General features: G+C 60.4%; 23 protein-coding genes and 1 pseudogene. 15 read left to right on the top strand and 9 right to left on the bottom strand.

What is annotated here, in order from left to right:
* Positions 1 to 15: 15 nt before the first annotated feature.
* Positions 16 to 459: a PTS sugar transporter subunit IIA gene (locus GWQ29_RS20660; RefSeq protein ID WP_275920220.1), complete on the bottom strand. Its 444-nt coding sequence runs from the start codon at positions 457 to 459 to the stop codon at positions 16 to 18.
* A 252-nt stretch (positions 460 to 711) separates the two neighbouring features.
* Between GWQ29_RS20660 and GWQ29_RS20655 the strand changes: the two genes are divergently transcribed.
* The 4 genes and pseudogenes from GWQ29_RS20655 to GWQ29_RS20640 all read left to right on the top strand — a co-directional run bounded on the left by GWQ29_RS20655 (position 712) and on the right by GWQ29_RS20640 (position 3,418).
* Positions 712 to 1,734, top strand: coding sequence for a LacI family DNA-binding transcriptional regulator (locus GWQ29_RS20655; protein ID WP_021140703.1), 1,023 nt, complete (start codon positions 712 to 714; stop codon positions 1,732 to 1,734).
* 32 nt (positions 1,735 to 1,766) lie between these two features.
* A pseudogene (locus tag GWQ29_RS20650) lies at positions 1,767 to 2,751 on the top strand (MDR family oxidoreductase).
* A 74-nt stretch (positions 2,752 to 2,825) separates the two neighbouring features.
* Positions 2,826 to 2,948: a hypothetical protein gene (locus GWQ29_RS20645; RefSeq protein WP_111589670.1), complete on the top strand. Its 123-nt coding sequence runs from the start codon at positions 2,826 to 2,828 to the stop codon at positions 2,946 to 2,948.
* 137 nt (positions 2,949 to 3,085) lie between these two features.
* Positions 3,086 to 3,418, top strand: a complete 333-nt coding sequence (locus GWQ29_RS20640) for a DUF2799 domain-containing protein (RefSeq protein ID WP_275908246.1) — start codon at positions 3,086 to 3,088, stop codon at positions 3,416 to 3,418.
* 27 nt (positions 3,419 to 3,445) lie between these two features.
* On the opposite strand, the gene GWQ29_RS20635 is transcribed toward GWQ29_RS20640, so the two are convergent.
* Together GWQ29_RS20635 and GWQ29_RS20630 are read right to left on the bottom strand one after the other, a co-directional pair.
* Complete coding sequence (locus GWQ29_RS20635) at positions 3,446 to 3,610, bottom strand: hypothetical protein (protein WP_021140706.1); 165 nt, start codon at positions 3,608 to 3,610, stop codon at positions 3,446 to 3,448.
* Positions 3,611 to 3,715: 105 nt separating this feature from the next.
* Positions 3,716 to 4,150: a flagellar basal body-associated protein FliL gene (locus GWQ29_RS20630; RefSeq protein WP_099991351.1), complete on the bottom strand. Its 435-nt coding sequence runs from the start codon at positions 4,148 to 4,150 to the stop codon at positions 3,716 to 3,718.
* 145 nt (positions 4,151 to 4,295) lie between these two features.
* Between GWQ29_RS20630 and GWQ29_RS20625 the strand changes: the two genes are divergently transcribed.
* Both GWQ29_RS20625 and ubiA read left to right on the top strand, forming a co-directional pair.
* Entirely contained in the window at positions 4,296 to 4,832 is a 537-nt protein-coding gene (locus tag GWQ29_RS20625; protein ID WP_275910146.1) for a chorismate lyase, read from the top strand.
* Positions 4,829 to 5,698 (top strand): 4-hydroxybenzoate octaprenyltransferase, encoded by an 870-nt coding sequence (gene ubiA, locus GWQ29_RS20620; protein WP_265422783.1) that lies wholly within the window; start codon positions 4,829 to 4,831, stop codon positions 5,696 to 5,698. Before GWQ29_RS20625 ends, ubiA begins: the two co-directional genes overlap by 4 nt.
* A 58-nt stretch (positions 5,699 to 5,756) precedes the next feature.
* Here ubiA and plsB read toward each other — a convergent pair whose 3' ends face one another.
* Entirely contained in the window at positions 5,757 to 8,180 is a 2,424-nt protein-coding gene (gene plsB / locus GWQ29_RS20615) for a glycerol-3-phosphate 1-O-acyltransferase PlsB (RefSeq protein ID WP_275920219.1), read from the bottom strand.
* 204 nt (positions 8,181 to 8,384) lie between these two features.
* On the opposite strand from plsB, the gene lexA reads away from it, so the two are divergent.
* The 4 genes from lexA (at position 8,385) to GWQ29_RS20595 (ending at position 11,992) form a co-directional block, all read left to right on the top strand.
* Positions 8,385 to 9,008: a transcriptional repressor LexA gene (lexA, locus tag GWQ29_RS20610; RefSeq protein ID WP_005321237.1), complete on the top strand. Its 624-nt coding sequence runs from the start codon at positions 8,385 to 8,387 to the stop codon at positions 9,006 to 9,008.
* A 452-nt stretch (positions 9,009 to 9,460) separates the two neighbouring features.
* Positions 9,461 to 9,748, top strand: coding sequence for a hypothetical protein (locus GWQ29_RS20605; protein ID WP_005321232.1), 288 nt, complete (start codon positions 9,461 to 9,463; stop codon positions 9,746 to 9,748).
* Positions 9,749 to 9,957: 209 nt separating this feature from the next.
* Entirely contained in the window at positions 9,958 to 10,584 is a 627-nt protein-coding gene (locus tag GWQ29_RS20600; protein WP_005321230.1) for an SCO family protein, read from the top strand.
* Positions 10,585 to 10,606: 22 nt separating this feature from the next.
* Positions 10,607 to 11,992, top strand: a complete 1,386-nt coding sequence (locus GWQ29_RS20595) for an MATE family efflux transporter (protein WP_275920231.1) — start codon at positions 10,607 to 10,609, stop codon at positions 11,990 to 11,992.
* On the opposite strand, the gene trmL is transcribed toward GWQ29_RS20595, so the two are convergent.
* The 3 genes from trmL to GWQ29_RS20580 all read right to left on the bottom strand — a co-directional run bounded on the left by trmL (position 11,974) and on the right by GWQ29_RS20580 (position 14,567).
* Complete coding sequence (gene trmL, locus GWQ29_RS20590) at positions 11,974 to 12,438, bottom strand: tRNA (uridine(34)/cytosine(34)/5-carboxymethylaminomethyluridine(34)-2'-O)-methyltransferase TrmL (RefSeq protein ID WP_005321220.1); 465 nt, start codon at positions 12,436 to 12,438, stop codon at positions 11,974 to 11,976. The genes GWQ29_RS20595 and trmL overlap by 19 nt on opposite strands.
* An 81-nt stretch (positions 12,439 to 12,519) precedes the next feature.
* Positions 12,520 to 13,875, bottom strand: a complete 1,356-nt coding sequence (locus GWQ29_RS20585; RefSeq protein WP_212539699.1) for an ATP-binding protein — start codon at positions 13,873 to 13,875, stop codon at positions 12,520 to 12,522.
* On the bottom strand, positions 13,872 to 14,567 hold the full coding sequence (locus GWQ29_RS20580) for a response regulator (RefSeq protein ID WP_159165095.1): 696 nt from the start codon (positions 14,565 to 14,567) through the stop codon (positions 13,872 to 13,874). Before GWQ29_RS20580 ends, GWQ29_RS20585 begins: the two co-directional genes overlap by 4 nt.
* Before the next feature lie 86 nt (positions 14,568 to 14,653).
* Between GWQ29_RS20580 and GWQ29_RS20575 the strand changes: the two genes are divergently transcribed.
* The 4 genes from GWQ29_RS20575 (at position 14,654) to GWQ29_RS20560 (ending at position 18,124) form a co-directional block, all read left to right on the top strand.
* The gene (locus GWQ29_RS20575) at positions 14,654 to 15,565 is read left to right on the top strand and encodes a cation diffusion facilitator family transporter (RefSeq protein ID WP_005321213.1); all 912 of its coding nucleotides are present in this window, start codon (positions 14,654 to 14,656) and stop codon (positions 15,563 to 15,565) included.
* 8 nt (positions 15,566 to 15,573) lie between these two features.
* Complete coding sequence (gene cysE, locus GWQ29_RS20570; protein ID WP_011899226.1) at positions 15,574 to 16,353, top strand: serine O-acetyltransferase; 780 nt, start codon at positions 15,574 to 15,576, stop codon at positions 16,351 to 16,353.
* Between the two features lie 21 nt (positions 16,354 to 16,374).
* Positions 16,375 to 17,655 (top strand): hypothetical protein, encoded by a 1,281-nt coding sequence (locus GWQ29_RS20565; protein ID WP_265463174.1) that lies wholly within the window; start codon positions 16,375 to 16,377, stop codon positions 17,653 to 17,655.
* A 259-nt stretch (positions 17,656 to 17,914) separates the two neighbouring features.
* Positions 17,915 to 18,124, top strand: coding sequence for a cell division protein ZapB (locus GWQ29_RS20560; protein WP_011899225.1), 210 nt, complete (start codon positions 17,915 to 17,917; stop codon positions 18,122 to 18,124).
* A 71-nt stretch (positions 18,125 to 18,195) separates the two neighbouring features.
* On the opposite strand, the gene elbB is transcribed toward GWQ29_RS20560, so the two are convergent.
* The gene (gene elbB, locus GWQ29_RS20555; protein ID WP_005321205.1) at positions 18,196 to 18,846 is read right to left on the bottom strand and encodes an isoprenoid biosynthesis glyoxalase ElbB; all 651 of its coding nucleotides are present in this window, start codon (positions 18,844 to 18,846) and stop codon (positions 18,196 to 18,198) included.
* 400 nt (positions 18,847 to 19,246) lie between these two features.
* On the opposite strand from elbB, the gene polA reads away from it, so the two are divergent.
* Entirely contained in the window at positions 19,247 to 22,003 is a 2,757-nt protein-coding gene (polA, locus tag GWQ29_RS20550; RefSeq protein ID WP_275920218.1) for a DNA polymerase I, read from the top strand.
* 84 nt (positions 22,004 to 22,087) lie between these two features.
* Here polA and GWQ29_RS20545 read toward each other — a convergent pair whose 3' ends face one another.
* A complete protein-coding gene (locus GWQ29_RS20545; RefSeq protein ID WP_275920217.1) occupies positions 22,088 to 22,627 on the bottom strand; it encodes a gamma carbonic anhydrase family protein in 540 nt (179 codons plus the stop codon).
* Between the last annotated feature and the right edge of the window lie 259 nt (positions 22,628 to 22,886).

Here is a 22,886-nt window from a genome sequence, read left to right as displayed (position 1 = left end):
GGCGCAGGGCGCCGCTCAGTAACGCGCCAGAATGCGCAATATGTCGTCTTTGGTGTCGGCCGTCATGATGGCCGCCACGTCCTCTTCGTTCATGAACAGCTCGGCCAGCTGGGCGATGGTCTCCACGTGGGAATTGCTGTCGCTGGCGGCCAGGGTGACGAGCAGCCGGATCGGGTCATTGCCCTCGGAGCCGAAATTGACTCCGGTTTTCAGCACTGTCAGTCCCAGGCCGAGACGGTTGACGCCATCTTCCGGGCGGGCGTGGGGCATGGCCAGGCCTGGGCCCAGCACGTAGTAAGGGCCGAGCTCCTCGTGGGAGCGAAACAGCGCCGCCACATAGGAGGGCTCTATGGTGCCGTTGGCCAGCAGGGGAGCGGTGGCGAGCTCGATGGCATGACGCCAGTCGCGGGCTCCCGTTTCGATGGAAATGACCTCTTCGGTCAGCAGTTGAGTCAGCATGGCAATGATCCGGCTGGATGAGATGGCGCCAATCTAGCGATCTTGCCCCGCGATAACTGTGAGCCTGATCCCGAAAGTTAGCGCTACCAGATAGCGCTAACATGAAATTGTGATAGCGCTATCATTTATGCCATGAGTGGGATTCATCTTGCCCCGTCACTCGCTCAAAGGGGGTAAAATCCGGTTTGAGCAAATAGTCAGTGCCGCACTTTTGCCTTAAAGTGAGCACCCGTATGTCGAGGAAGGGAAGGGATGTCAGAAGCGAAGAAGCGCCGTAGCACGGGTCGGGTGACCCTCAACGATGTGGCCCAGCTGGCCGGAGTGGGTGCCATGACGGTGTCCCGTGCCCTGCGCACCCCCGAGCTGGTGTCAGACAAGATGCGCGAGCGCATCGACGCCGCCGTGGATGAACTCGGCTATATTCCCAACCGGGCGGCGGGTGCGCTCGCCTCCGCGACGTCCCAGACCATAGTGGTGATAGTGCCCAGCCTGACCGAGCGCGGTTGCGGCGACGTGATCGCCGGCCTGCAGCAGACCCTGCTCGATGAGGGCTACCAGATAATGCTGGGGGATGCCCAGCACCTGAAGCAGCAGGAAGAGAGCCTGCTGACCAGCTTTTTGCAGCACAACCCGGCTGCCGTTGTGCTGTTTGGTGGCGATCCCGGCGAGACCATCCGTGCCCGCCTGAAAGCATCCCGCCTGCCGGTAGTGGAGGTGGGCGCCATGGCGCGCAACCCTGTCGACATGAACGTGGGGGTCTCCAACTTCGATGCCGGTTATCAGCTGACCCGTCATCTCATCGAGCGCGGCTATCGCAACATCGGCTTTCTTTGTGCCCGCCAGGAACAGTGGATGCTGCAACAGCGCATGCAGGGCTGGCAGAAGGCGCTGCTGGACAACTACCTCTCCCCCGATGCCATCATCAACACCTCTGAGCTGCCGAGTTTCAGCACCGGGGCCGCCATGCTGGGGGAGTTTTTGTTGCGCTGGCCCGAGCTGGATGCACTGGTGTGCGTCAACGACGAGCTGGCGGCGGGGGTGCTGTTCGAGTGCCAGCGTCGTCACCTGAGCGTGCCTGGCAAGTTGGCCATCGCCGGATTCGACGATCTGGATGTGGCGCGCGCCTGCTATCCGGCGCTCACCTCGGTCCGGATCCCCTATCGCAAAATGGGGCAGGAGGCGGCCGAGCTTATCTTGCGCCAGCTGGCTGGCGAACCTGTCATGGGCACGGCCCTGACCCTGGATTTTCAACTGCAGAAGCGTCAAAGCAGTTGATCCCCGTTTCACACTTCATCAAAGAGGCAACCATGTTCAAGGCTCTGTTACTGGAAAATCAAGACGGCAAGACTGCTGCGACCCTGACCCGGCTGGCCGAGAGCCAGTTGCCGGCAGGCGAGGTGCGGGTGGCGGTGAGCTACAGCTCCCTCAACTACAAGGATGGGTTGGCCATCACCGGCAAGGGCAAGATAGTGCGTCAGTGGCCGCTGGTGCCCGGCATTGATTTTGCCGGTACCGTGCTGGAATCGGCTGATAGCCGCTATCAGGTCGGCGACAAAGTCGTGTTGACCGGTTGGGGCGTAGGGGAAGGACACTGGGGCGGCATGGCCGAGCAGGCAAGGGTCAAGGCCGACTGGCTGGTGCCGCTGCCCGCCGGGCTGGATGAGCGCCAGGCCATGTGTATCGGTACCGCCGGTCTCACCGCCATGCTCTGCGTACTGACGCTGGAGGAGGCAGGCGTCACCCCCGACAGCGGCGAAATTCTGGTGACGGGCGCCGCGGGTGGCGTGGGTTCCACCGCAGTAGCCCTGCTGGCCGCACTGGGTTATCAAGTCGCGGCCCTGACCGGTCGCCCCGACGAGCAGGGGGATATGCTGATGGCGCTTGGTGCCAGCCGCATAGTGCCGCGCGGCGAGCTGCTGGAGCCTGCCAAGCCGCTGGAGAGGCAGCTAGCTGTGGGCCGGGGCGGTCGATACCGTCGGCAGTCAGGTGCTGGCCAAGCTGCTGGCCCAGATGAACTATGGTGGTGCCGTGGCTGCCTGCGGGCTGGCTGGCGGTTTCGATCTGAAGGCCACTGTCATGCCTTTCATCCTGCGCAACGTGCGGTTGCAAGGGATCGACTCTGTGATGTGTCCGTTGGCGCGCCGCCAGTTGGCGTGGCAGCGACTGGCGCGGGATCTGCCCGCCCGCTTCTTCGAACAGGCGGTGACCGAGATAGCACTGGAGCAGGTGGTGGCGGCTGCCGAGGCCATCACGCAAGGCCGGATCGCGGGTCGCACCCTGGTCAAACTTTGATCCTGCCTTGACTGGCGAGCCCCATTTTTCTGGATAGACTTTGAGGGCGGGTGCACTATCCAAGGAGAATGAGCATGGGTGGACACAAGCCGGATTACGATCTCGATGATGAATGGGAACCGGAATCCTGGGAAGAAGAGCTGGATGAATGGGAAGACGAGAGCTGGCAGGATGATGACCCTCTCGACGATCAGTAATCCACGCATTGAGAGAGCAGGCGGGCCTTGGGGCCCGCCTGATTTTTTTGTGCGGCTCACAGGAATGGGGATGATCCCTTGGTCGCCGCCATCAGGCTGACTAGAATGAACAGCCCAAACGACACTCAAGGATGACTATGAGACTCACCATCATACTGTTTGCTGCCCTGCTGGGAGGCTGTGCCTCCAAGGATGATCCGTGCGAGAAGGTATGGAGCGATGTGGGGGAGGCAGATGGCAAGCTGGGCTTCACCACGGAACGGGTCGCGTTTCATCAGGACCTGTGCGGCAAGAAGGTGGATGTCGAGCTATGGAAACAGGGACGCCAAAAGGGACTGGCCTGGTATTGCCGGCCTGAACACCTCTATCTGGCCGGGCGTTCCGGCAGTGAATACCGTGGGGTTTGCCCCAATGACGGGCAGGCGCGCAGATTGTTCGAGCAGGGGCGCCAGGGCTGGACCGATCAATAGCCGGTCACGTGGTGGGGATGTCCAGTCTTACTCCTCTTTCAACCGCAGCGGCTGACATAGATAGCTTTTGTCATTGGCGCTACGAGCACACTTGCCACAGACAAACTTGGGTTTGCGCACGATTTTGCGCAGTGTCTTGAGATCGGCGGGGATCTCGCTGCGGCGCCATTCACACAGGGTTTTGTTGCCCATAACGACTACCTCGACAACTCGGTGGGGGCCTAGTGTAATCACTTTTCATTTCGAAAACAGCGACAGGGCCACCTTGGGGTGGCCCTCGCTTAAGGCTTGTATCTGTTACTGGTAGAGGAACTTGGTGAAGATGAGCTCGCGTACCGCCTTCTTGCCGGTTTCTTTTACCAGCAGCTCGTTGACCTGGGTCTGGCACTCCTTGCGCAGCTCCTCACGGTTTACCAGCGATTTGACCTGCTCGGCGGTCTTGCTGCCCATCAGACGTATGATGGCGTCGCGGATCAGGGGGTCGTGCTGTTCCAGCAGTTTGAGGTCGCTCTCATTCTCGGCCATCAGCTCGACCGTGATCCGGATATAGCCGAGAGTCTTGCCGTCGCTGATGTAGTTGGTGATGATGTCGGGATCGAGGGCGTGGTAGGAAAAGCCGGGCTTGGCAGCAGCGTCGGCGCCCTCTGCGGACGGTTCCTCTTCGGACGAGGCCTGCACATGCAGGGAGCCACAGCTCAGTAACAACAGCAGCAGAATTTTGAAGATCTTCATATAGATGGCTCATCGGCGGCAGGTACCCCATTTTTGATGTTGCCATCGGGGCCGTCAAGCACGGATGTTCTTACAATTCTCGAATGATTTACGGATAATAAACCGGATTTTAACCTGATAACGTAAATCTCCGGATGGTGAAGCCGTGAAGTCCGAGTTGACTGTTCCCCTTATCCAGCTAGCGCCGTGGCGGGTTCCCGTAGAGTGCGAGCTGCCCGAGGCATTGCGGCCCTGGTTGCTGGAGGCCGATTCCATGACCCGGCGTCTGCGCCACCACAATCGCCACTTCTCGGTGCAGCTGCTGGGCAATCGCAGTGTCACCCTCTGCGCCGATGAACAGCAGCTGGTGGCCGCCGAGCAACCCATGGGCTTGTGCCGCGAGGTGATACTGCACGGTGATCGGGGGCCGGCTGTGCTGGGCTGGACCCTGTTTGCCGAAGCCGCCCTGCAAGAGAGCGGGCTGGGCGAGCTGGGTGAGCAGCCCCTGGGCGAGCGTATTTTCGGTGACGAGCCCACCCGCCGCGATCACCTGCAACTGGCCTGTTTCGAGATTGCGAGCAATCCCTGGTGCCCGGCCGCCACCGTCTGGGGACGTCGTTCCCGTCTGTTTCTGGGGCAATGGCCACTGTTGGTCCATGAACTCTTCTTACCCTCTCTGTCATGCAACAAGGAGCTGGAGTGAATCTGTTAACCAAGGAGCGGGGACTGGCCTATGTGCAGCTGGCCCGCATCGACAAGCCTATCGGGACCCTGCTGCTGCTGTGGCCGACCCTGTGGGCGCTCTGGCTGGCGGCCGGCGGCCTGCCGGATCTCTGGACCCTGCTGGTGTTTGTGGTGGGCGTGTTTCTGATGCGCTCGGCCGGTTGTGTCATCAACGACTATGCGGATCGCAACTTCGATGGCCATGTGAAACGCACCGCCGGTCGGCCACTGCCCATGGGCAAGGTCAAGCCGCGGGAGGTGCTGGCGCTGTTCGCCGTGCTGGCGCTCATCTCGTTCGCGCTGGTGCTGACCATGAATTCCCTCACCATAGCACTGTCGTTCGCGGCCTTGCTGCTGGCAGTCTGCTACCCCTTCATGAAGCGCTATATTCCGATCCCGCAACTGGTGCTCGGCATGGCCTTCTCCTGGTCTATCCCCATGGCCTATGCGGCTCAGGCCAACGCCTTGCCGCTGGTGGCCTGGCTGGTATTCCTCGCCAATCTGCTGTGGACCATCGCCTACGATACCCAGTACGCCATGGTGGACAGGGATGATGACCTCAAGCTCGGCTTGAAATCGAGCGCGATTCTGTTTGGTCGCCACGACAAGCGGATCATCGGCGTGTTGCAGCTGGCCACCCTGCTGATCCTGCTGGCGGTAGGCCAGGTGATGGGGCTGGGGGCTTGGTATTACTGGGGGCTGTTGGGGGCTGCGGCCCTGTTTGTCTACCAGCAGCGGCTGATCCGGGAGCGGCAGCGGGAGGCCTGCTTCCAGGCGTTTCTCAACAACAACTATGCGGGGGCGCTGGTATTCATCGGCCTGGTGCTCAACTACCTGTTGCCGTGACGCATGTCAGGATAAAAAGAAGGCCGCATCATGCGGCCTTCTTTGTTTCCGGTCTCTGTCAGAGCCGGTTGCCCGCCTGTATGGTGCGGCGGATCTTGTTGCTCAGCAGCGGCACTATGTTATCGGCCAGCGCCTGGAAGCGGCCCAGATCCGGTTTGCACTCGGAAGAGAGGTAGCCCTCCTTGCGCAGGGTGTGGATCAGGGTGCTGAACAGCTTCTGGTCGAAGAACTCGGGGGCATTGATGCCGTGCAGGGTGCCGAGGCGCTCCGCCATCATCAGGCCGTCCGCCTCCAGCTGCTCCGCCTCGACATAGGGCTGGGCCAACACCCGGGTCAATACTATGGCGTAGCGTTGCAGCGTCTCCTGAATGCTCTCGGCCAGCAGCAGCAGGCGCATCTGGTTGCCCGGATTGACCCAGAAGCCGCCATCCCGTGCCTCGACCAGTTGCTGGCGTTGCAGTTCGGCCAGCAGGGCATCGACCAGCTCCGGCAGCTCATCCTCTTCGTAGTGGAGGAACAGCTCCGTCTTGAGCAGCGGATAGATGTCGATGCAGCGGGCGACGATCTCGCCGCGGGATATCCCCTCACAACGTTCGATCAGCGCGGCCACCAGGGATGGCAAGGCAAACAGATGCAGTATGTTGTTGCGGTAGTAGGTCAGCAGGATCGCCTGATAGCGGTCCAGGCTGATGATCTGGCCCAGCTTGTCCTCGCTCACCTCGAACTTGTTGAGCTCCATCGCCTGATCCAGCAGTGTTTTGGCATCCTCAGCCGGGATTGTGCTCTGGGGGCTGTAGGGCACCTGCTTGAGCAGGTCCAGATAGGTGTTGAGCTGTGCCTGCAGTTCATCGCGAGTCAGGGCGTGGCGTTCGGCGGCCAGCAGTGCCAGCGCGCTCAGGGTCAGGCCATTGACGGCGGCGGCAGCGTTGATGCGGGTCATCAGCAGCTCGGCCAGCCGGGTGACTGTGGGTGCCATCCACTCTGGGCGCTCCTCCTGACCTATGTGGTCCTTCCACTCGGGCACATGTTCATTGAGGTAGCTGTTGAGGGTCAGGGGTTCGCCGAAGTTGACGAAGCCGCGGCCATAGTTGCGCAGCTTGCGCAGTATGCCGAGCACCTGCAGGAAGCTCTCTTTCTCCTTGCGGCTGCCCTTGAGCTCGTTGTGATAGGTGTTCACCTCCATCACATGCTCATAGCCCAGATAGACGGGCACCAGGGTCACGGGTCTGTCCAGCCCTCGCATCATGGCCTGCAGTGTCATTGCCAGCATGCCGGTTTTGGGTGGCAGCAGACGACCGGTGCGGGAGCGCCCACCCTCGGTAAAGAACTCCACCGAATAGCCCTTGGCAAACAGCAGGTTGAGGTATTCGCGAAATACAGTGCTGTAGAGCGGGTTGCCCTTGAAGGTGCGGCGGATGAAGAAGGCGCCGCCGTGGCGGAAGATGGGGCCCGCCGGCCAGAAGTTGAGGTTGATGCCCGCCGCTATGTGGGGCGGCACCATCCCCTGGTGGTAGATGACGTAGGAGAGCAGCAGGTAGTCCATGTGGCTGCGATGGCAGGGCATATAGACGATCTCGTGCCCTTCTTGCGCCAGCTGGCGTACCTTCTCGGCGCCGTTGACCGAGAGGCCGCGATAGAGCTTGTTCCACAGCCAGCCGAGGAAGCTTTCACTGAGGCGGATCAGCCGGTAGGAGAAATCGGAGGCGATCTCGTCCATGTAACCGTGGGCGCGCTTTTGCGCTTTCTCCAGGCTGATGCCCTCGCGCTGCGCCTCCTCTTCTATGGCCTGCTGGATGACGCTGGAATCCAGCAACTGCCTGAACAGCAGGCTGCGGTTCGGCAGCTTGGGGCCGGTGGCTGCCAGCTGCTGGCGGCTGAAGTGGGTGCGGGCCACCCGCGCCAGCTTGTGGGCGATAGCCTCGTCGGTGCCGTGCTTGTCCGCCATTTGACGCAGGGAGAGCGGCGGAGAGAAGCGCACCAGGTTCTCGCGGCCCTTGAGGATCACGATCAGTGCCTTTTTGAGGCGGTTCGGTGCCAGACTGCTGATGATGTTCCAGCCGGAGGCCTCTTCCCCTTCCCGGCCGGGGGCGCGGCCCCAGAACAGGGTGACGGGCACCACCTGGATATCCAGTGCCTGATCCTGCTTGTGCAGATCCAGCAGCTGGTGGAACTCCTGCAAGAAAGGCAGCGGTTTGCTGCGCTTGCCGAACAGGGGAGGCGGGCGGTCCAGGCAGACATAGCGCGGCAGCAACTGACCGTTCAGTTCCAGCGGGGTGAAGGGACCGGGCAGGCCGAGATCCTCGCAGCACTGTTGCAGTGTCATCAGGTCGGTGATCGAGCTGGTTTTCAGGGCATAGACTATGGGTCTGGCTGGATCCAGCTTGAGCTCTGTGATGGGATTTTCCGGCAGGCTCTTGTGATTGACCAAGCCACTGACCGGCCATTGCAAGATGGCTCTGGAAATCTTCTGTCCAAGGGACATGTGCGTCTGCTCTCCAAAAAAATGCGGCGTGAGCATAACAAATCACCGGCGGCTTGTCGCCGAGAGGTACGATGAGTCGGCTGCACAGTCGTAAAACCATGGTAAATAAGGGGTTGGCCGCGACAAATGTCAGCCGCGCCTTGCCTTGGCCACTGCACTGTATATACTGCCAGTGTGCTGTATAAAAAAACAGGTGCCAATGTTATGAAACCCCTTACCCCACGCCAGGCCGAAGTGCTGGAACTGATCAAGGTGAATATGAGCGAGACCGGCATGCCGCCGACTCGTGCCGAGATTGCCCAGAAGCTTGGTTTCAAGTCGGCCAATGCGGCCGAAGAACATCTGAAGGCCCTGGCCAAAAAAGGGGTCATCGAGATCATGCCGGGGACCTCTCGTGGCATCCGCCTGCTGATTGAAGAGGAAGCTGTGCTGGAAGAGACCGGCCTGCCTCTGATCGGCAAGGTCGCGGCCGGTGAACCCATACTGGCCCAGGAGCATATCGAGAGCCACTATCAGGTAGATCCCGCCCTGTTCCATCCGCGGGCAGACTTCCTGCTGCGGGTGCAAGGCATGAGCATGAAGAACATCGGCATCCTGGATGGCGACCTGCTAGCTGTCCACAAAACCCAGGAAGTGCGCAACGGCCAGGTGGTGGTAGCACGTCTCGACGAAGACGTCACCGTCAAGCGCTTCCAGCGCAAGGGCAGCCAGGTGTGGCTGCTGCCTGAAAATGAAGAGCTTGAACCCATCGCCGTTGATCTCTCCTGCCAGCAACTCACCATAGAGGGACTGGCCGTCGGCGTGATCCGCAACGCCGACTGGATGTAACAGCACGGCCTCCCTCGGGAGGCCGTCTCGCTTCTGTACCTCTTTCCCCATGATTTCAATCAGATCCTGATACCCGTGATTTTTGTCTGTCGCGCCCGTCCGCATCCGCCTCATTTCAGATATATCCTTGGCTAAGGCAGTCACTTGCTTGATCTGCCCCGAATGCTCGACAAGACGATCCTCTCCCACTTGGCAGGTGGCAGGAATCAAGGTCAGCAGGGATGCATAACAACAGCCTCAGGCGGAGCGCCGGACAGCAACGGCGCTACCAGCCCAGTTGATGGAGGCGTTCGCGGGATAGAAGGGAGGGTGGCCAGCATTGCACCGGCGGCATCTGCCGTCTGGAGGATAAAGGCACACCTGCGCAGTCGACACGCGGCAGTCATCGATCTGGCCACCCAAGGGGGCTGTCGATGCTGACCGGCGTGACCTGTTGGTCAAGGAGGACAGGTATGGCTTCAAGCTCGCCATGGGATCCGGGTCTGGCATCGCCCGCTTCTTCCATCACCCGTTTCATCAAGGGTAACCGGATGACCCGCTTCTATGCTCTCTGGGTACATCACAAGGGTGCCTGCTGGACTGTCTGGCTTGGCTGCCCCAAAGACAAGATAGTCCGCCTGGTGCGTCTGTTTCACCGTCATAGCGACACGGGACAAACGGATCTTCCCTGGACGGCTCCCGTCATACCGCTGCGAGCCTTGACAAAGCGCGCCCATGAGCGGCGCAGACAACAACCCTGATGTTTCCTGGCCCTTGTCTCACAGCCCCACCTTGATGGTGGGGCTGTTGTTTTATGGCCCAGCCCGGCTGACCAGTGGTGATGGGAGCCTCTTTTGACCAAAGCGGCATCCGGTGCAAGGGATAACCCGGAGCGCGATGGGCTGGGTTACAATGGGCCATCCATTCGTGCCCACTCTGCGGGCATGTCGTAGTGAAAAGGTCTGTTGTTATGGTTAAACCGCGTTATCCCTTGCTGTTCCTGCTGCTGGTCGGGGGCATGATGGCTGCATTCCACTGGAGCCGGCCCTCCCTGCCCGAGCAGGCCGACTATTACCCGGCGGGGCGGGACATCAATCCGTTTGCCTTCACCGACGAGGAGGGGCAGCCCTTCGTTCCAGCCAGTCTGGTGGGGCACTGGACCTTTCTGTTTGTCGGCTATACCTTCTGCCCGGATATCTGCCCGACCACGCTGGCGGATCTGCGCTCCGTCTATCCGGCGCTGAAGAAGATTGCACCGGACAGCCAGGTAGTGTTCATTTCGGCGGATCCGCAGCGCGATGACATCACTCGCCTCAAGACCTATACCGCTTTCTTCCATCCCGAGTTCAAGGCGGCAACCGGCCCCCACGAGAAGTTGTTCCCGTTTGTGCGCAACCTGGGCCTCATCTACTCCATTGCCGAACAGGGAGAGAAGGATTACCTGATCGACCACTCCGCCTCCATAGTGCTGATCAATCCGGAAGGCAAGCTGGAAGCCGTGTTCCGCCCCCAGATGAGCGAGGGGAGAGTACCCCATGTTGTCATGGAAACCCTGGTCTCCGATTTCGCCAAAATTGTGCGACTGGAGGGCGAATGATGTCGGATGAGTGGCTGCTCTCATGCTGATCCCGCCCTGGTTGACAGACAGGCGGCGCCATGGGGCCGTGTTTGCCCTGGCATTGCCCATGGTGCTCTCCAATATCACTACCCCATTGCTGGGGCTGGTGGATACCTGGGTGATAGGCCAGCTCGGTCAGGCCTGGTTTTTGGGAGGCGTCTCGGTCGGGGCGACCCTCATCAATCTCATCTTCTGGCTGCTCGGCTTCCTGCGCATGTCCACCACAGGGCTGACCGCCCAGGCTCATGGCGCCGGTAGTCCAGGTGGCCAGCTCGACACCCTGGCGCGGGCGCTCGGTCTCGCCGTTGGGCTGGGCATGCTGCTCTTGCTCTTGCTGCTGCCCCTGCTGCCCGGGCTTATTGCACTCAGTGGCGGGTCAGCCGAGGTGCAGGTTTATGCCAGCGAGTATGTGTCGGTACGGATCTGGAGTGCGCCTGCGGCGCTCTGCAATCTGGTGATCATGGGCTGGTTGCTGGGCATGCAGGATGCCCGCAGCCCCATGCTGTTGCTGATCTTCACCAACCTGATCAACATGGCGCTGGATACCTGGTTCGTACTGGGGCTGGGCTGGCAGGTGAAGGGAGTGGCCGCCGCCTCTCTGCTGGCAGATTACAGCGCCCTGGGGGTCGGGCTCTGGCTGGTGAGCCGCCATCTGCGCCGCCTCTCGCCCGAGGTGTGGCAGGGGGCCTGGCAACGCTGGCGTCAGTGGCCCGCGCTGTTGAGATTGCTCAGCCTGAATCGGGATATCTTCATCCGCTCCCTCTGCCTGCAGCTCTGCTTTGCCTTCATGACCTTGCAGGGTGCGCGTTTGGGGGATGTGGCAGTGGCCGCCAATGCGGTGCTGCTCAACTTTCTGATGCTCATCTCCTACGGGATGGATGGCTTTGCCTATGCGGTGGAGGCCATGGTGGGCCGCGCCATCGGCCGGCGGGATCGGCAGGCGCTGCGCGAAGCCATCGTCTTGAACCTTGGCTGGGCGCTGATCATAGCGATTGGTTTCAGCCTGCTGTTTGCGGCGGGCGGCAGCCAGCTCATCGCCCATATTACCGACATACCGGCGGTGATCGCCGAGGCAAACCGCCAGTTGCCCTGGCTGATCCTGATGCCGTTACTGGCGGTCTGGTGCTTCCTGCTGGATGGGGTCTTCATTGGCGCTACCCGTGCCCGGGAGATGCGTAACAGCATGCTGGTAGCGGCGTTTTGCGGCTTCTTCCCGGTCTGGTGGCTCTGTCAGGGCTGGGGCGTTGCCGCCTTGTGGGCCGCCATGGGCGCCCTGATGGCGGGCCGAGGTCTGACACTGGGGTATCTGTGCTGGCAACTGGAACGTGATGGCCGCCTGTTGCATTCACCCCATGGGGTGAGTCAGGATCAGAGCGAGCCCTCATAACCCAGCTGGCGCCAGCTCTCGTACACGAATACCGCGACCGCATTGGAGAGATTCATGCTGCGGCTCTGGGGCAACATGGGGATGCGCAGCCGCTGTTCGAACGGCAGGCTCTCTATGATCTCCAGTGGCAGACCTCGGCTCTCCGGGCCGAACAGCAGGGCATCACCGGGCGCGAACTGCGCTGCAGAATGGGCGGTGCTGCCCTTGGTGGTGCAGGCAAATACCCGCTCGGGAGCAACGGCAGCCAGAAATGCCTCATAGCTCGGCCAGCGTTTCACCTCGGCAAACTCGTGATAATCGAGCCCGGCCCGCTTCACCCGCTTGTCATCCCACTCGAACCCCAGCGGTTCTATCAGATGCAGCCGGTAGCCGGTGTTGGCGCAGAGGCGGATGATGTTGCCTGTGTTGGGCGGGATTTCCGGTTGGTAGAGCACGATATCGAGCATGGCGGGATCCTGATGCGGGCTGAGATGAGGCTGAAAAGGGCGCCAGCATACCCAGCGCCCACCTGGATGAAAAGAGATGGCTCAGCCAATAGGCAGACGTATGGTGATAGTCAGCCCGGTGGGCTGATTGCAACTGGCGCGAATGGTGCCGCCATGGCGCTGGATTGCCTCCGAGGCGATGGCCAGCCCCAGCCCGGTGCCGCCGGTCTTGGCGTTACGGGCATCATCCACCCGAAAGAAGGGCAGGAACAGCTGCTCCTGTTGCGCCACCGGCACACCCGGGCCGTCATCACGAATGGTAATGACCCACTCTCTTCCTTCCCGATACCAATCCAGTTTGATGAACTTGTGAGCGTACTTGAGTGCGTTGCGCAGGGGATTTTCCAGCGCCCGTGCCAGCAGCTCGGGCCACATCCTGATCGACTCGGTCGGCAGTGGCGGCAGCCGGAGTTGCTTGCCGCTCTGGTTGGCCTCGAACATGGCGTCGTCCAGCATGGGCTCCAGCAGTTCGGCCAACGGCATCACCACGGGTGCCTCCACATGCTGCTGTACCCGTGACAGGTCGAGCAGGTCGCCGATCAGCTTGTCCAGCCGCCCAATCTCCGACTCTATCCGTGCCAGCTCGTTGCTGTCGCCCTGCTTGCGGCGGATCAGCGCCTGCGCCAGCTGGATACGGGTGAGGGGGCTGCGCAGCTCGTGGGATATGTCGGACAGCAGCTGTTTCTGCTTCTGGATCATGCTCTTGAGCGTGTCGACCATGTGGCTGACGTGATCCGCCAGCTGGCCGATCTCGTCACGTCGCCCCAGATTGGGGATCTGTACTTCCAGGTTGCCTTCCGCCAACTGGGAGACTGATCGCTGCAACTGCAGTATGGGGCGGGTCAGTCGCCAGGCCAGCAACAGGCAGAGTGGTGTGCTGACCAGCATGGCGATCCCCAGGATCTGGATCGGGTGATCCAGGATCTGGATAAACAGGAACAGATAGGAGTTTTCGACATTGAGGCCGAAGTAGACGTGATAGGTCTGACCGTGGTGCTCCATCTCGAAGGGACCGGCGATGGCTCTCTGGTGCTCGCTGCCCAGCATGGGTTTGGCCGGGTTGTCCGAGTCGACCATGAAGCGGACGACGAACTTGCTGAGCCGCGTGCTGGATTGCATCTGGCCCTTCTCGTCGCGCAGGTAGATATTGTCCACCGGCAACAGACCAGCAGCCTCTATGGCCTTGGCCAGATCAAAATCCTGATTGGGGTCGGCACCCCGCTGCAGGGCTTTCAGGTTGTTGTTCATCCGCACCATCTCGTGGGCGGGTAACGGGATTATGTTGCGGGGATCCAGGGTCGGCAGTATCACGACAGCGGCGACCACGACCAGCAGCATGAACCAGAACCAGAGGAAGATCTGGGTGGAGAGGCCATTGAGGGAGCGAGCCGTTTTCATGCCTGTTCCAGCCAGAGGTAGCCGCGTCCCCGCACGGTTTTGAACCGCGGCTGGCCATCGGCGCGTTCCGGCAGCTTCTTGCGCAGGTTGCTCAGGTGCATGTCGATGGCGCGATCGAAGGGTTCCAGCTTCTTGCCGAGCACCAGCTCCGAGAGCTGGCTCTTGCTGACGATCTGGCCGGGATTGCGCAGCAGACACTCCAGCAGCCCGAATTCGGTGGCGGTGAGCTCCAGCAGCTGTTCGCCGCTGCTGGCTTGCTGCAAGCCCGGTTGCAGCACCAGATCCATGAAGCGGATCTCTTCGGAAGTACCGCCACGTTGGGGTTGCGCACTCTGGGTCCGGCGCAGTATGGCGCGGATCCGGGCCAGCAATTCTCTGTCATCAAAGGGCTTGGCAAGGTAATCATCGGCGCCTGCCTCCAGCCCGTTGACCCTGTCCTGGCTGTCGCCCCGCGCAGTCAGCATCAGCACCGGGGTGTCGTGGGTCTCACGCAGCTTTGCCAGCATGGCGAAGCCGTTGAGCCTGGGCATCATCACGTCCAGCAGCACCAGGTTGAAGTCCTGCTCTGCCAGCCGCAGCAACCCCTCTTCGCCATCCTCGGCGACAGTCACCTGGAAGCCTTCCAGGGTCAGAATTTCGGTGAGCAGCTGAGTCAGCTCGAGATCGTCGTCGACCAGGAGTATTTTGTGCATCTAGGGTCATTCCGCTGATTTTTCGCGCCAAAGTGACGCAGGGGTCAGGGTATAATAGATTTTTAACCGCAAGAGGAAAGCCGGTTTTGAGCCATCAACAATATTCCCGCTGGGTGACGCTGGCCAGCATGGCCGCCGTTACCACAGCCACCCTGCTGATCACTGGCAAGCTGATCGCCTGGCTCATGACCGACTCCTCAAGTCTGCTGGCGTCGCTCACCGACTCCTTTATGGATGTCAGTGCCTCCATCATCAACCTGCTGGCCATTCGCTATGCGCTGGCACCGGCCGATGATGAGCACCGTTTTGGCCACGGCAAGGCGGAATCGCTGGCGGGTCTCATTCAGTCCGCTTTTATCTCTGGGTCGGCCCTGCTGCTGGTGATGCATGGCATCTCCTCCCTGCTCAATCAGGCCCCCATTCTGCGACTCGAAGCGGGTATCTGGGTCAGCGGCGGCTCCATAGTGCTGACCTTGCTGCTGGTCAGCTTCCAGGGTTTTGTCATCCGCAAGACCAACAGCGTGGCCATCAAGGCCGACATGATGCACTACCGCTCCGATCTGCTGCTCAATGCCGGCGTCTTGCTGGCGCTGGTACTGGCGGGGCGGGGCTGGTTCTGGGCCGATGGCCTGTTTGCCATCCTGATCGGTCTGTTCCTGCTGTGGGGCGCCATCCATATCGGCTATGAGTCTGTGCAGGCGCTGCTCGATCGTCAGTTGCCAGCCGAAGAACAAGCGAGAATAATGGCCCTCTGCTGTGAAGTCGAAGGTGTCCACGGGGTGCATGATCTGCGTACCCGCCAATCCGGTCCGACCCGTTTCGTTCAGTTGCATCTGGAACTGGACGATCAGCTCCCTCTGGTCAAGGCCCATCAGATTGCCGATGAAGCCGAACTGGCGGTGCGTCAGGAATTTGAACGCATGGATGTCATCATTCATATGGACCCCATCTCTGTGGTGCACAAGGAACAGCAAGGCACTCCATCAGAACAACAGTAGGCTGCAACATGGATGATCTGGTTGCCAGAACCTGGCAAAAAATTGAGCGAGAAGCGGCATGCATGGCGACCGAAGAGCCCATGCTGGCCAGCTTCTTTCACTCCACGATTCTCAATCACAAGAACCTGCGTTCGGCTCTCAGCTTCCAGCTGGCCAACAAGCTCGACAGCGCCACCATGCCCGCCATCGCCCTGCGTGAGGTGATCGAGCTGGCCCTGCGCAGCGAGCCCGAGTTGCTGGCAATGGTGGCTGCGGATATCTGCGCCGTGCAGGAGCGCGACCCGGCGGTCGATCTCTTCTCCACCCCGCTGCTCTACCTCAAGGGTTTCCATGCCCTGCAGGGGTATAGGGTTGCCAACTGGCTGTGGCGCCAGGGTCGTCGCTCGCTGGCGCTCTACCTGCAAAACCAGATTTCGGTGGTATTCGGGGTCGACGTGCACCCGGCTGCACGGATCGGCAAGGGCATCATGTTTGACCATGCCACCGGCATAGTGGTCGGTGAAACCGCTGTGATTGAAGACGATGTCTCCATCCTGCAGAGCGTGACCCTGGGAGGGACCGGCAAGGAGAGCGGCGATCGCCATCCCAAGATCCGCGAAGGGGTCATGATAGGGGCGGGCGCCAAGGTGCTCGGCAATATCGAAGTGGGGATGGGTGCCAAGATAGGTGCCGGCAGTGTGGTGATCAACCCTGTGCCCCCGCACACCACTGTCGCCGGCGTACCGGCCAAGATAGTGGGCCGCCCGGAGTGCGACAAGCCTTCGCTGGATATGGATCAGTGTCTCTGATCCCCTGACCGAGACGATTCGATGGCCAAGCGCTGGTCAGGTTACCTGATCCTGGGGATGTGGCTGCTCAACCTGCTGCACCTCTATCTGGGATTCTCTCCCTGGCCGGCGGCCATCGCCGCCTGGGGGGCATCGCTCCTCACCTGGCCCTGGCTAGTGGGGGCTGCCAGACGGCAGGCCCTTGCCCTGTACGGGGCCGCGCTTGCGCTGCTGATCTTCTCCTGGTGGCGGGGCGCCAGCCTCAACCCGGGCGACTGGCTGCTGCCCAACATCAATATGCTCACCATGTTTGCCGCCGTGAGCACCCTCAATCTTGCAACGTCCGGCCTGCTGACCGGTACTGCCTCCTGGTCTGGTCGCAAGGGGCTGTGGAGCACCATGGCCAGCCTCAATCTGCTGGGATCCGTTATCAACCTCTCTGTGTTGTTCATCATCGGCGATCGGCTGGAACGTAACGGCACCCTGGAGCGGCGCCAGGTAATGGTGCTGAGCCGGATCTTCTGTGCGGCGGCTTTCTGGTCCCCCTTCTTCGTCGCCATGGCGGTGGCGCTCACGTACGCGCCGGGTCTGCAGCTCTCCAGCATAATGCCGTTTGGCGTGATTGCTGCTCTGCTGGCCATGGGACTGACCGCCTGGCAGGTGGAGCGACTCGGCGTACAGGATTTTGCCGGCTATCCGCTGCGACTGCAGACCCTGGGGCTGCCGGTGGCCTTGGCGCTGCTGGTGCTGCTGATCAAACAGATTTGGCCAGCGCTTGGCATTCTGGCTGTGATCGCCCTGGTGGCACCGCTGCTGGCGCTGCTGTTCATGCCCAGAGCCGGGCGAGGCGCCGCCCTCAAGCGGCAGGTGGTGGAGCGTTTCCCTGCCATCGGTGGCCAGCTGGTGCTGTTTCTGGGGGCCGGTTTGCTGGCAGCCGGCATCAACAGCGCTCTGTCTGTGCTCGAGCTTGGCGGTGAGCACGGGCTGCCACTCTTCAACCACTTCGGCTGGCTCGAGTCATCCCTGACGCTGCTGTTGATCCTGCTGGTGGCCATCGTCGGTGTGCATCCGCTCATCAGCATCTCCGGGCTGGCGCCGCTGCTGTGGCCCTTGTCACCGGATCCCAGCTTGCTCGGCATGTGTTTTTTGCTGGGATGGGGACTTGCGACCGGGACCAGCCCGCTCTCCGGCTCCAACCTGGCATTGGCATCGCGCTACAACCTGAGTGCGGGGATGATCCTGCGCTGGAACCTGCTCTATGGCCTGCTGATGTACGGGGTCGCCTGCTTGCTGTTGGGGGCTTATGTGGCGCTGCACGGATGAAGGCATAACTGGGGGGAAGTGCCCGGCAACATGCCCGTGGTGACTGGATTGGCAGGGCGTTGCCTGCTGGTTATGAGGCTCTTGTATCGGCCTGGGCGCAGGATGCGAGAAAAATAGACGCATATTTAGACAATACATCTATGGAAGGCGCATTTTACAGCGCGCTGGCTTGTTTGTGCCGATGTGCTCGGGGTATGCTGGCTTTACGCGCTTGAATCGCCCTCTGTGGGGCATCGCAATTGAACATACAGGTATGCATATGTCACTAGAAGTCCTTGAGCAACTCGAATCCAAAGTACAATCCGCCGTCGACAACATCTCCCTGCTGAAGATGGAGCTGGACGAACTGAAAGAGCAAAACAGCAAGCTGCAAGACGAGAACCATCTGCTGCGCAACGAGCACGTTGCATGGCAGGAGCGTCTGCGTGCCCTGCTGGGCAAGATGGAGCAGATGGGCGAATCCATCTAACCGGCAGCCAGCTGCAAGATTGAAAACGGGCCGCTCCATGAGCGGCCCGTTTGTTTTTGGCGGGGTGGGGATTACAGCGCCAGCAGCTGCTTGACCGTCTTCTCTATGCCATCTGCCGCTTCCACAATGTTGTTGGCCAGCATGTAGGCGGGGGTGGAGATCACCTTGCGCTCCTGATCCACCACGAACTCGTTGACCGGGCAGTTGAGATGGCTGCCCCCCATGGCCTCCATGGCATTGGCGGTGCCTTCGTCATGACCTATGGTCGCCAGAGTGCCTGCGCCATAGATGAGCGGTATCATGGCGGGCGCGATGCAGATGTATGCCGCCGGCTTGTTGGCGTTGGCAAAGCTCTGGCAGGCTTTGAGGACATCTGGCTGAATTTGGCACTCGGCTCCCTTGATGGCGAAGTCGCACAGGTTCTTGGCGGCACCAAAGCCGCCGGGCACCAGCAACGCGTCGTAATCGGCCGCATCCAGCTCTGCCACATCTCTGATCTGACCGCGACAGATACGAGCGGCTTCAACCAGCACGTTGCGGCTTTCCCCCTCGCTCACGTCACCGGTCAGGTGGTTGATAACATGGAGCTGCGCCACGTTCGGAGCGAAGCATTGGGTAGTCGCACCCTGGCGGGCCAGCGCCAGCAAACTGATGACGGCCTCATGGATTTCGGCACCATCAAAGACGCCACAGCCACTCAAAATCACGGCCACTTTTTTCATGGCAAACCCCTCGTTGTTGAAAATGTGAGCCAGGATAGATTGTTGTACTTTTGTATGGTTATCGTTCGCCATCCGCTGGTCAAGTCATCTCGCTGTGCTAGGATTGTTTCGTTTTCGATCCTGCCGTATCTACTCCCTTAAATCTTTTTCCACATTGATCGAGATCATCTCAACCGTCTCAAGATCAGTTTTTACGATCTCATCGTATTGTTTTATATGTACTTTTATATTGTTATGCACAGCTTTGTCACTGTGGTCCGTACTGAGCCCCATTTTTGAACACAGAGTTATCCACAGCGCGCCCCTTTTCAATGGCCTGTTGATGGTGGCGCTAGCCCCCTTGGTGTGAAGGGGGCCCTGTGGCATCCTAGCGGCTGTTTATCTCTGGCAGGACGATTTCATGGCCCCTAGCAATCCCCTTATTCTGGTCGACGGCTCTTCTTATCTTTACCGCGCCTTCTTCGCCTCCCAGCAGGCTGATCTGCGTACATCGACCGGTTTGCCGAGTGGTGCCGTCCGTGTCATGGCCAACATGATGCGCAGCCTGCGCAAGCAATACCCTGACTGCCATGTGGCCGTGGTGTTCGACGCCAAGGGCAAGACTTTCCGTGACGACATCTATCCCGAGTACAAGGCGACCCGTGCCAGCATGCCGGACGATCTGCGCAGCCAGGTTGCCCCCATCCATCAGATGATCAAGGCGATGGGCTTCCCCTTTTTGATGGTCGAAGGAGTCGAGGCGGACGATGTGATCGGCACGCTTGCCCGCCAGGCCACCGAGAAGCAGCTGCCTGTGCTGATCAGTACCGGCGACAAGGACATGGCGCAGCTGGTCTCCGACCATGTCACCCTGATCGACACCATGAAAGATGTGAAGACAGACAGGGAAGGGGTGATTGAGAAGTTTGGCGTGCCGCCCGAGCTCATCATCGACTATCTGGCCCTGATGGGGGACAAGGTGGACAACATCCCCGGCATGACGGGTGTCGGCGAGAAGACAGCGCTGGCCCTGCTGCAGGGGATTGGCAGCATAGACGAGATTGCAGCCAACCTCGACAAGGTGGCGGCCCTCGGCTTCCGCGGTTCCAAGGCGTTCGCCGACAAGTTCCGTGAGCAGGAGGAGCAGGTTCGCCTTTCCTATGTACTGGCGACCATCAAGACCGATGTCGAGCTGGAACAGAGTCTGGAAGAGCTGCAGCTTGGCCCCATCGACAAGGAGTCACTGCTGGCAGTCTACCGTGAATACGAGCTTCGCAACCTGATCAAGGAGCTTGAGTCCGGTGGCGAAGAAGGTGCCGGGCAGGAAGAGGCTGGCGATGACAGCGCTGCACCGGTTGCCGCCATCGAAACCGACTACCGCTGTATTCTAGACGAAGCCGAGTTTGACGGCTGGCTGGAACAGCTGAAAGTGGCACCGCTGTTTGCCTTCGATACCGAAACCACCAGTCTCGACTACATGGAGGCGCGTATCGTCGGCGTTTCTTTCGCAGTCGAAGCGGGCAAGGCGGCCTATGTGCCGTTCGGTCACGACTATCTCGGGGCGCCGGTGCAGCTGACCGAGGCCGTAGTGCTGGGCAAGCTCAAGCCGTTGCTGGAAGACCCAACCCGTCTCAAGGTGGGTCAGAACCTCAAGTACGATCGCAACGTGTTGCTCAACCACGACATCGACCTGCAGGGTATCGCCTACGACACCATGCTCGAGTCCTACGTGCTCAACTCTACCGCCAGTCGTCATGACATGGATTCGCTGGCCAAACGCTATCTCGGGGTCGAAACCACCTCTTTTGAAGATATCGCTGGCAAAGGGGTCAAACAGCTCACCTTCAACCAGATTGAGCTGGAGCAGGCAGCCCCCTATGCGGCGGAAGATGCGGATATCACCCTGCGTCTGCACCAGACCCTGTGGGGCCAACTGGAAGCCGTGCCTGGCCTGTGCCAGGTATTCAGCGAAATCGAGCTGCCGCTGCTGCCGGTACTGGCGCGGATGGAATTGCTCGGCACCACTATCGATCCTAAGCTGCTGCACCAGCAGAGCCAGGAGATAGAGCTGCGGCTGGCCGAACTGGAGCGTCAGGCCCATGAGCTGGCCGGGCAGGAGTTCAACCTCTCCTCGCCCAAGCAATTGGGGGAGATCCTCTTCACCAAGCTGGGTCTGCCGATCATCAAGAAGACCCCAAAGGGTGCACCATCCACCGCGGAAGAGGTACTGGCCGAGCTGGCCGAGACCTACGAGTTGCCTCGCCTGCTGATGGAGCACCGCACTCTGGCCAAGCTCAAGTCCACCTACACAGACAAGTTGCCGCTGATGATCAAGCCGCAGACCGGGCGGGTACACACCTCCTATCATCAGGCGGTGGCGGCAACCGGCCGTTTGTCCTCCTCTGATCCCAACCTGCAAAACATTCCGGTGCGCAACGAACAGGGTCGACGGATCCGGCAGGCCTTCATCCCGAGCGCCGGTTACAAGCTGGTGGCGGCGGACTACTCCCAGATCGAGCTGCGCATCATGGCGCACCTCTCCGGTGACAAGGGGCTGCTGACTGCGTTTGCCGAGGGCAAGGATATCCACAAGGCGACGGCCGCCGAGGTGTTCGGGGTCGCGCTCGATGCGGTGACCACCGATATGCGTCGCAGTGCCAAGGCGATCAACTTCGGCCTCATTTATGGCATGAGCGCCTTTGGCCTGGCCAAACAGCTGGGGATCGGTCGCGCCGAGGCGCAGAAGTACATGGACCTCTACTTCGAACGCTACCCGGGTGTGTTGGAGTATATGGAGCGTACCCGCCAGCAGGCGGAAGCGCAGGGCTATGTCGAGACCCTGTTCGGCCGTCGTCTCTATCTGCCGGATATCAAGTCCCGCAACGCCGGTCTGCGCAAGGGCGCCGAGCGGGCGGCGATCAACGCCCCCATGCAGGGGACGGCCGCCGACATCATCAAGCGCGCCATGATCAACGTAGATGACTGGATCCGCGGCATCGAGGATGAGTCGATCCGCATGCTGATGCAGGTACACGATGAACTGGTGTTCGAGATCCGCGAAGAGAAGCTGGAAGAGTACACTGCCATCATCAAGGAGAAGATGTCGGCGGCGGCCGAACTGCATGTGCCGCTGCTAGTCGAAGCGGGCACGGGCGACAACTGGGATCAGGCCCATTAACTTTCGGCACTCTGTTGCTATATAGATAGCTATATAAGAAGAGAAGCCCGGCATCATGCCGGGCTTCCTGTTTGTGGGGTCTGCTCAAGCCTCTTGCAGATACTCGTCCTTGAGCAGGACATAGTTGTCGGCTGAGGTCTTGAGAAATGCGACCTCGGCAGGTTTGAGGGGGCGGACCTGCTTGACGGGGTTGCCCATATAGAGGAATCCGGATTCGAGTCGCTTGCCTGGTGGCACCAGACTGCCGGCCCCGATCATCACGTCATCTTCCACCACAACCCCATCCAGGATGATGGCCCCCATGCCGACCAGCACACGGTTGCCTATGGTGCAGCCGTGCAGCATGGCCTTGTGGCCGATCGTCACATCCTCTCCGATCAACAGCGGATAGCCGTCAGGATTGCTGGCGCTCTTGCGGGTAAGGTGCAACACAGTGCCGTCCTGAATATTGCTGCGAGCACCGATACGGATATGGTTCACATCCCCCCGCGCCGCCACCATGGGCCAGATGCTGACATCCTCCGCCAGATCTATATCTCCGACCAGAGTCGCGCAGGGATCCACATATACACCTTTACCCAGTTGTGGGCGTTTTCCTTTGTAAGGTCTCAGTCGCAAGTCCATCTTGGCCTCCTTGTTTTTGGCCATTCTAGCAATCCGGAACTCGTTTCTGTGGATAAGTTTGTACAAAAGCTGTGGTTGGATATGAATAACTAAAAAAGTGCCGATTTTTGCAATTTTATTGCCGATAAGGGGTTGCCAGAAAGATTCAACTCCCTATAATGCGCCTCCATCGACAGGGCAAGCGGCAACGCAGAAAGCCAAGTCGATAACCTCAAAAAGCCTTTGAAAATAAGGCTTGACTCGAGAAGGCGGTTGAGTA

The organism is Aeromonas sp. 2HA2 (assembly GCF_029237345.1).
In the GTDB taxonomy this organism is placed as follows: domain Bacteria; phylum Pseudomonadota; class Gammaproteobacteria; order Enterobacterales; family Aeromonadaceae; genus Aeromonas; species Aeromonas salmonicida.
This window is presented reverse-complemented; position numbering and strand designations above follow the sequence as displayed.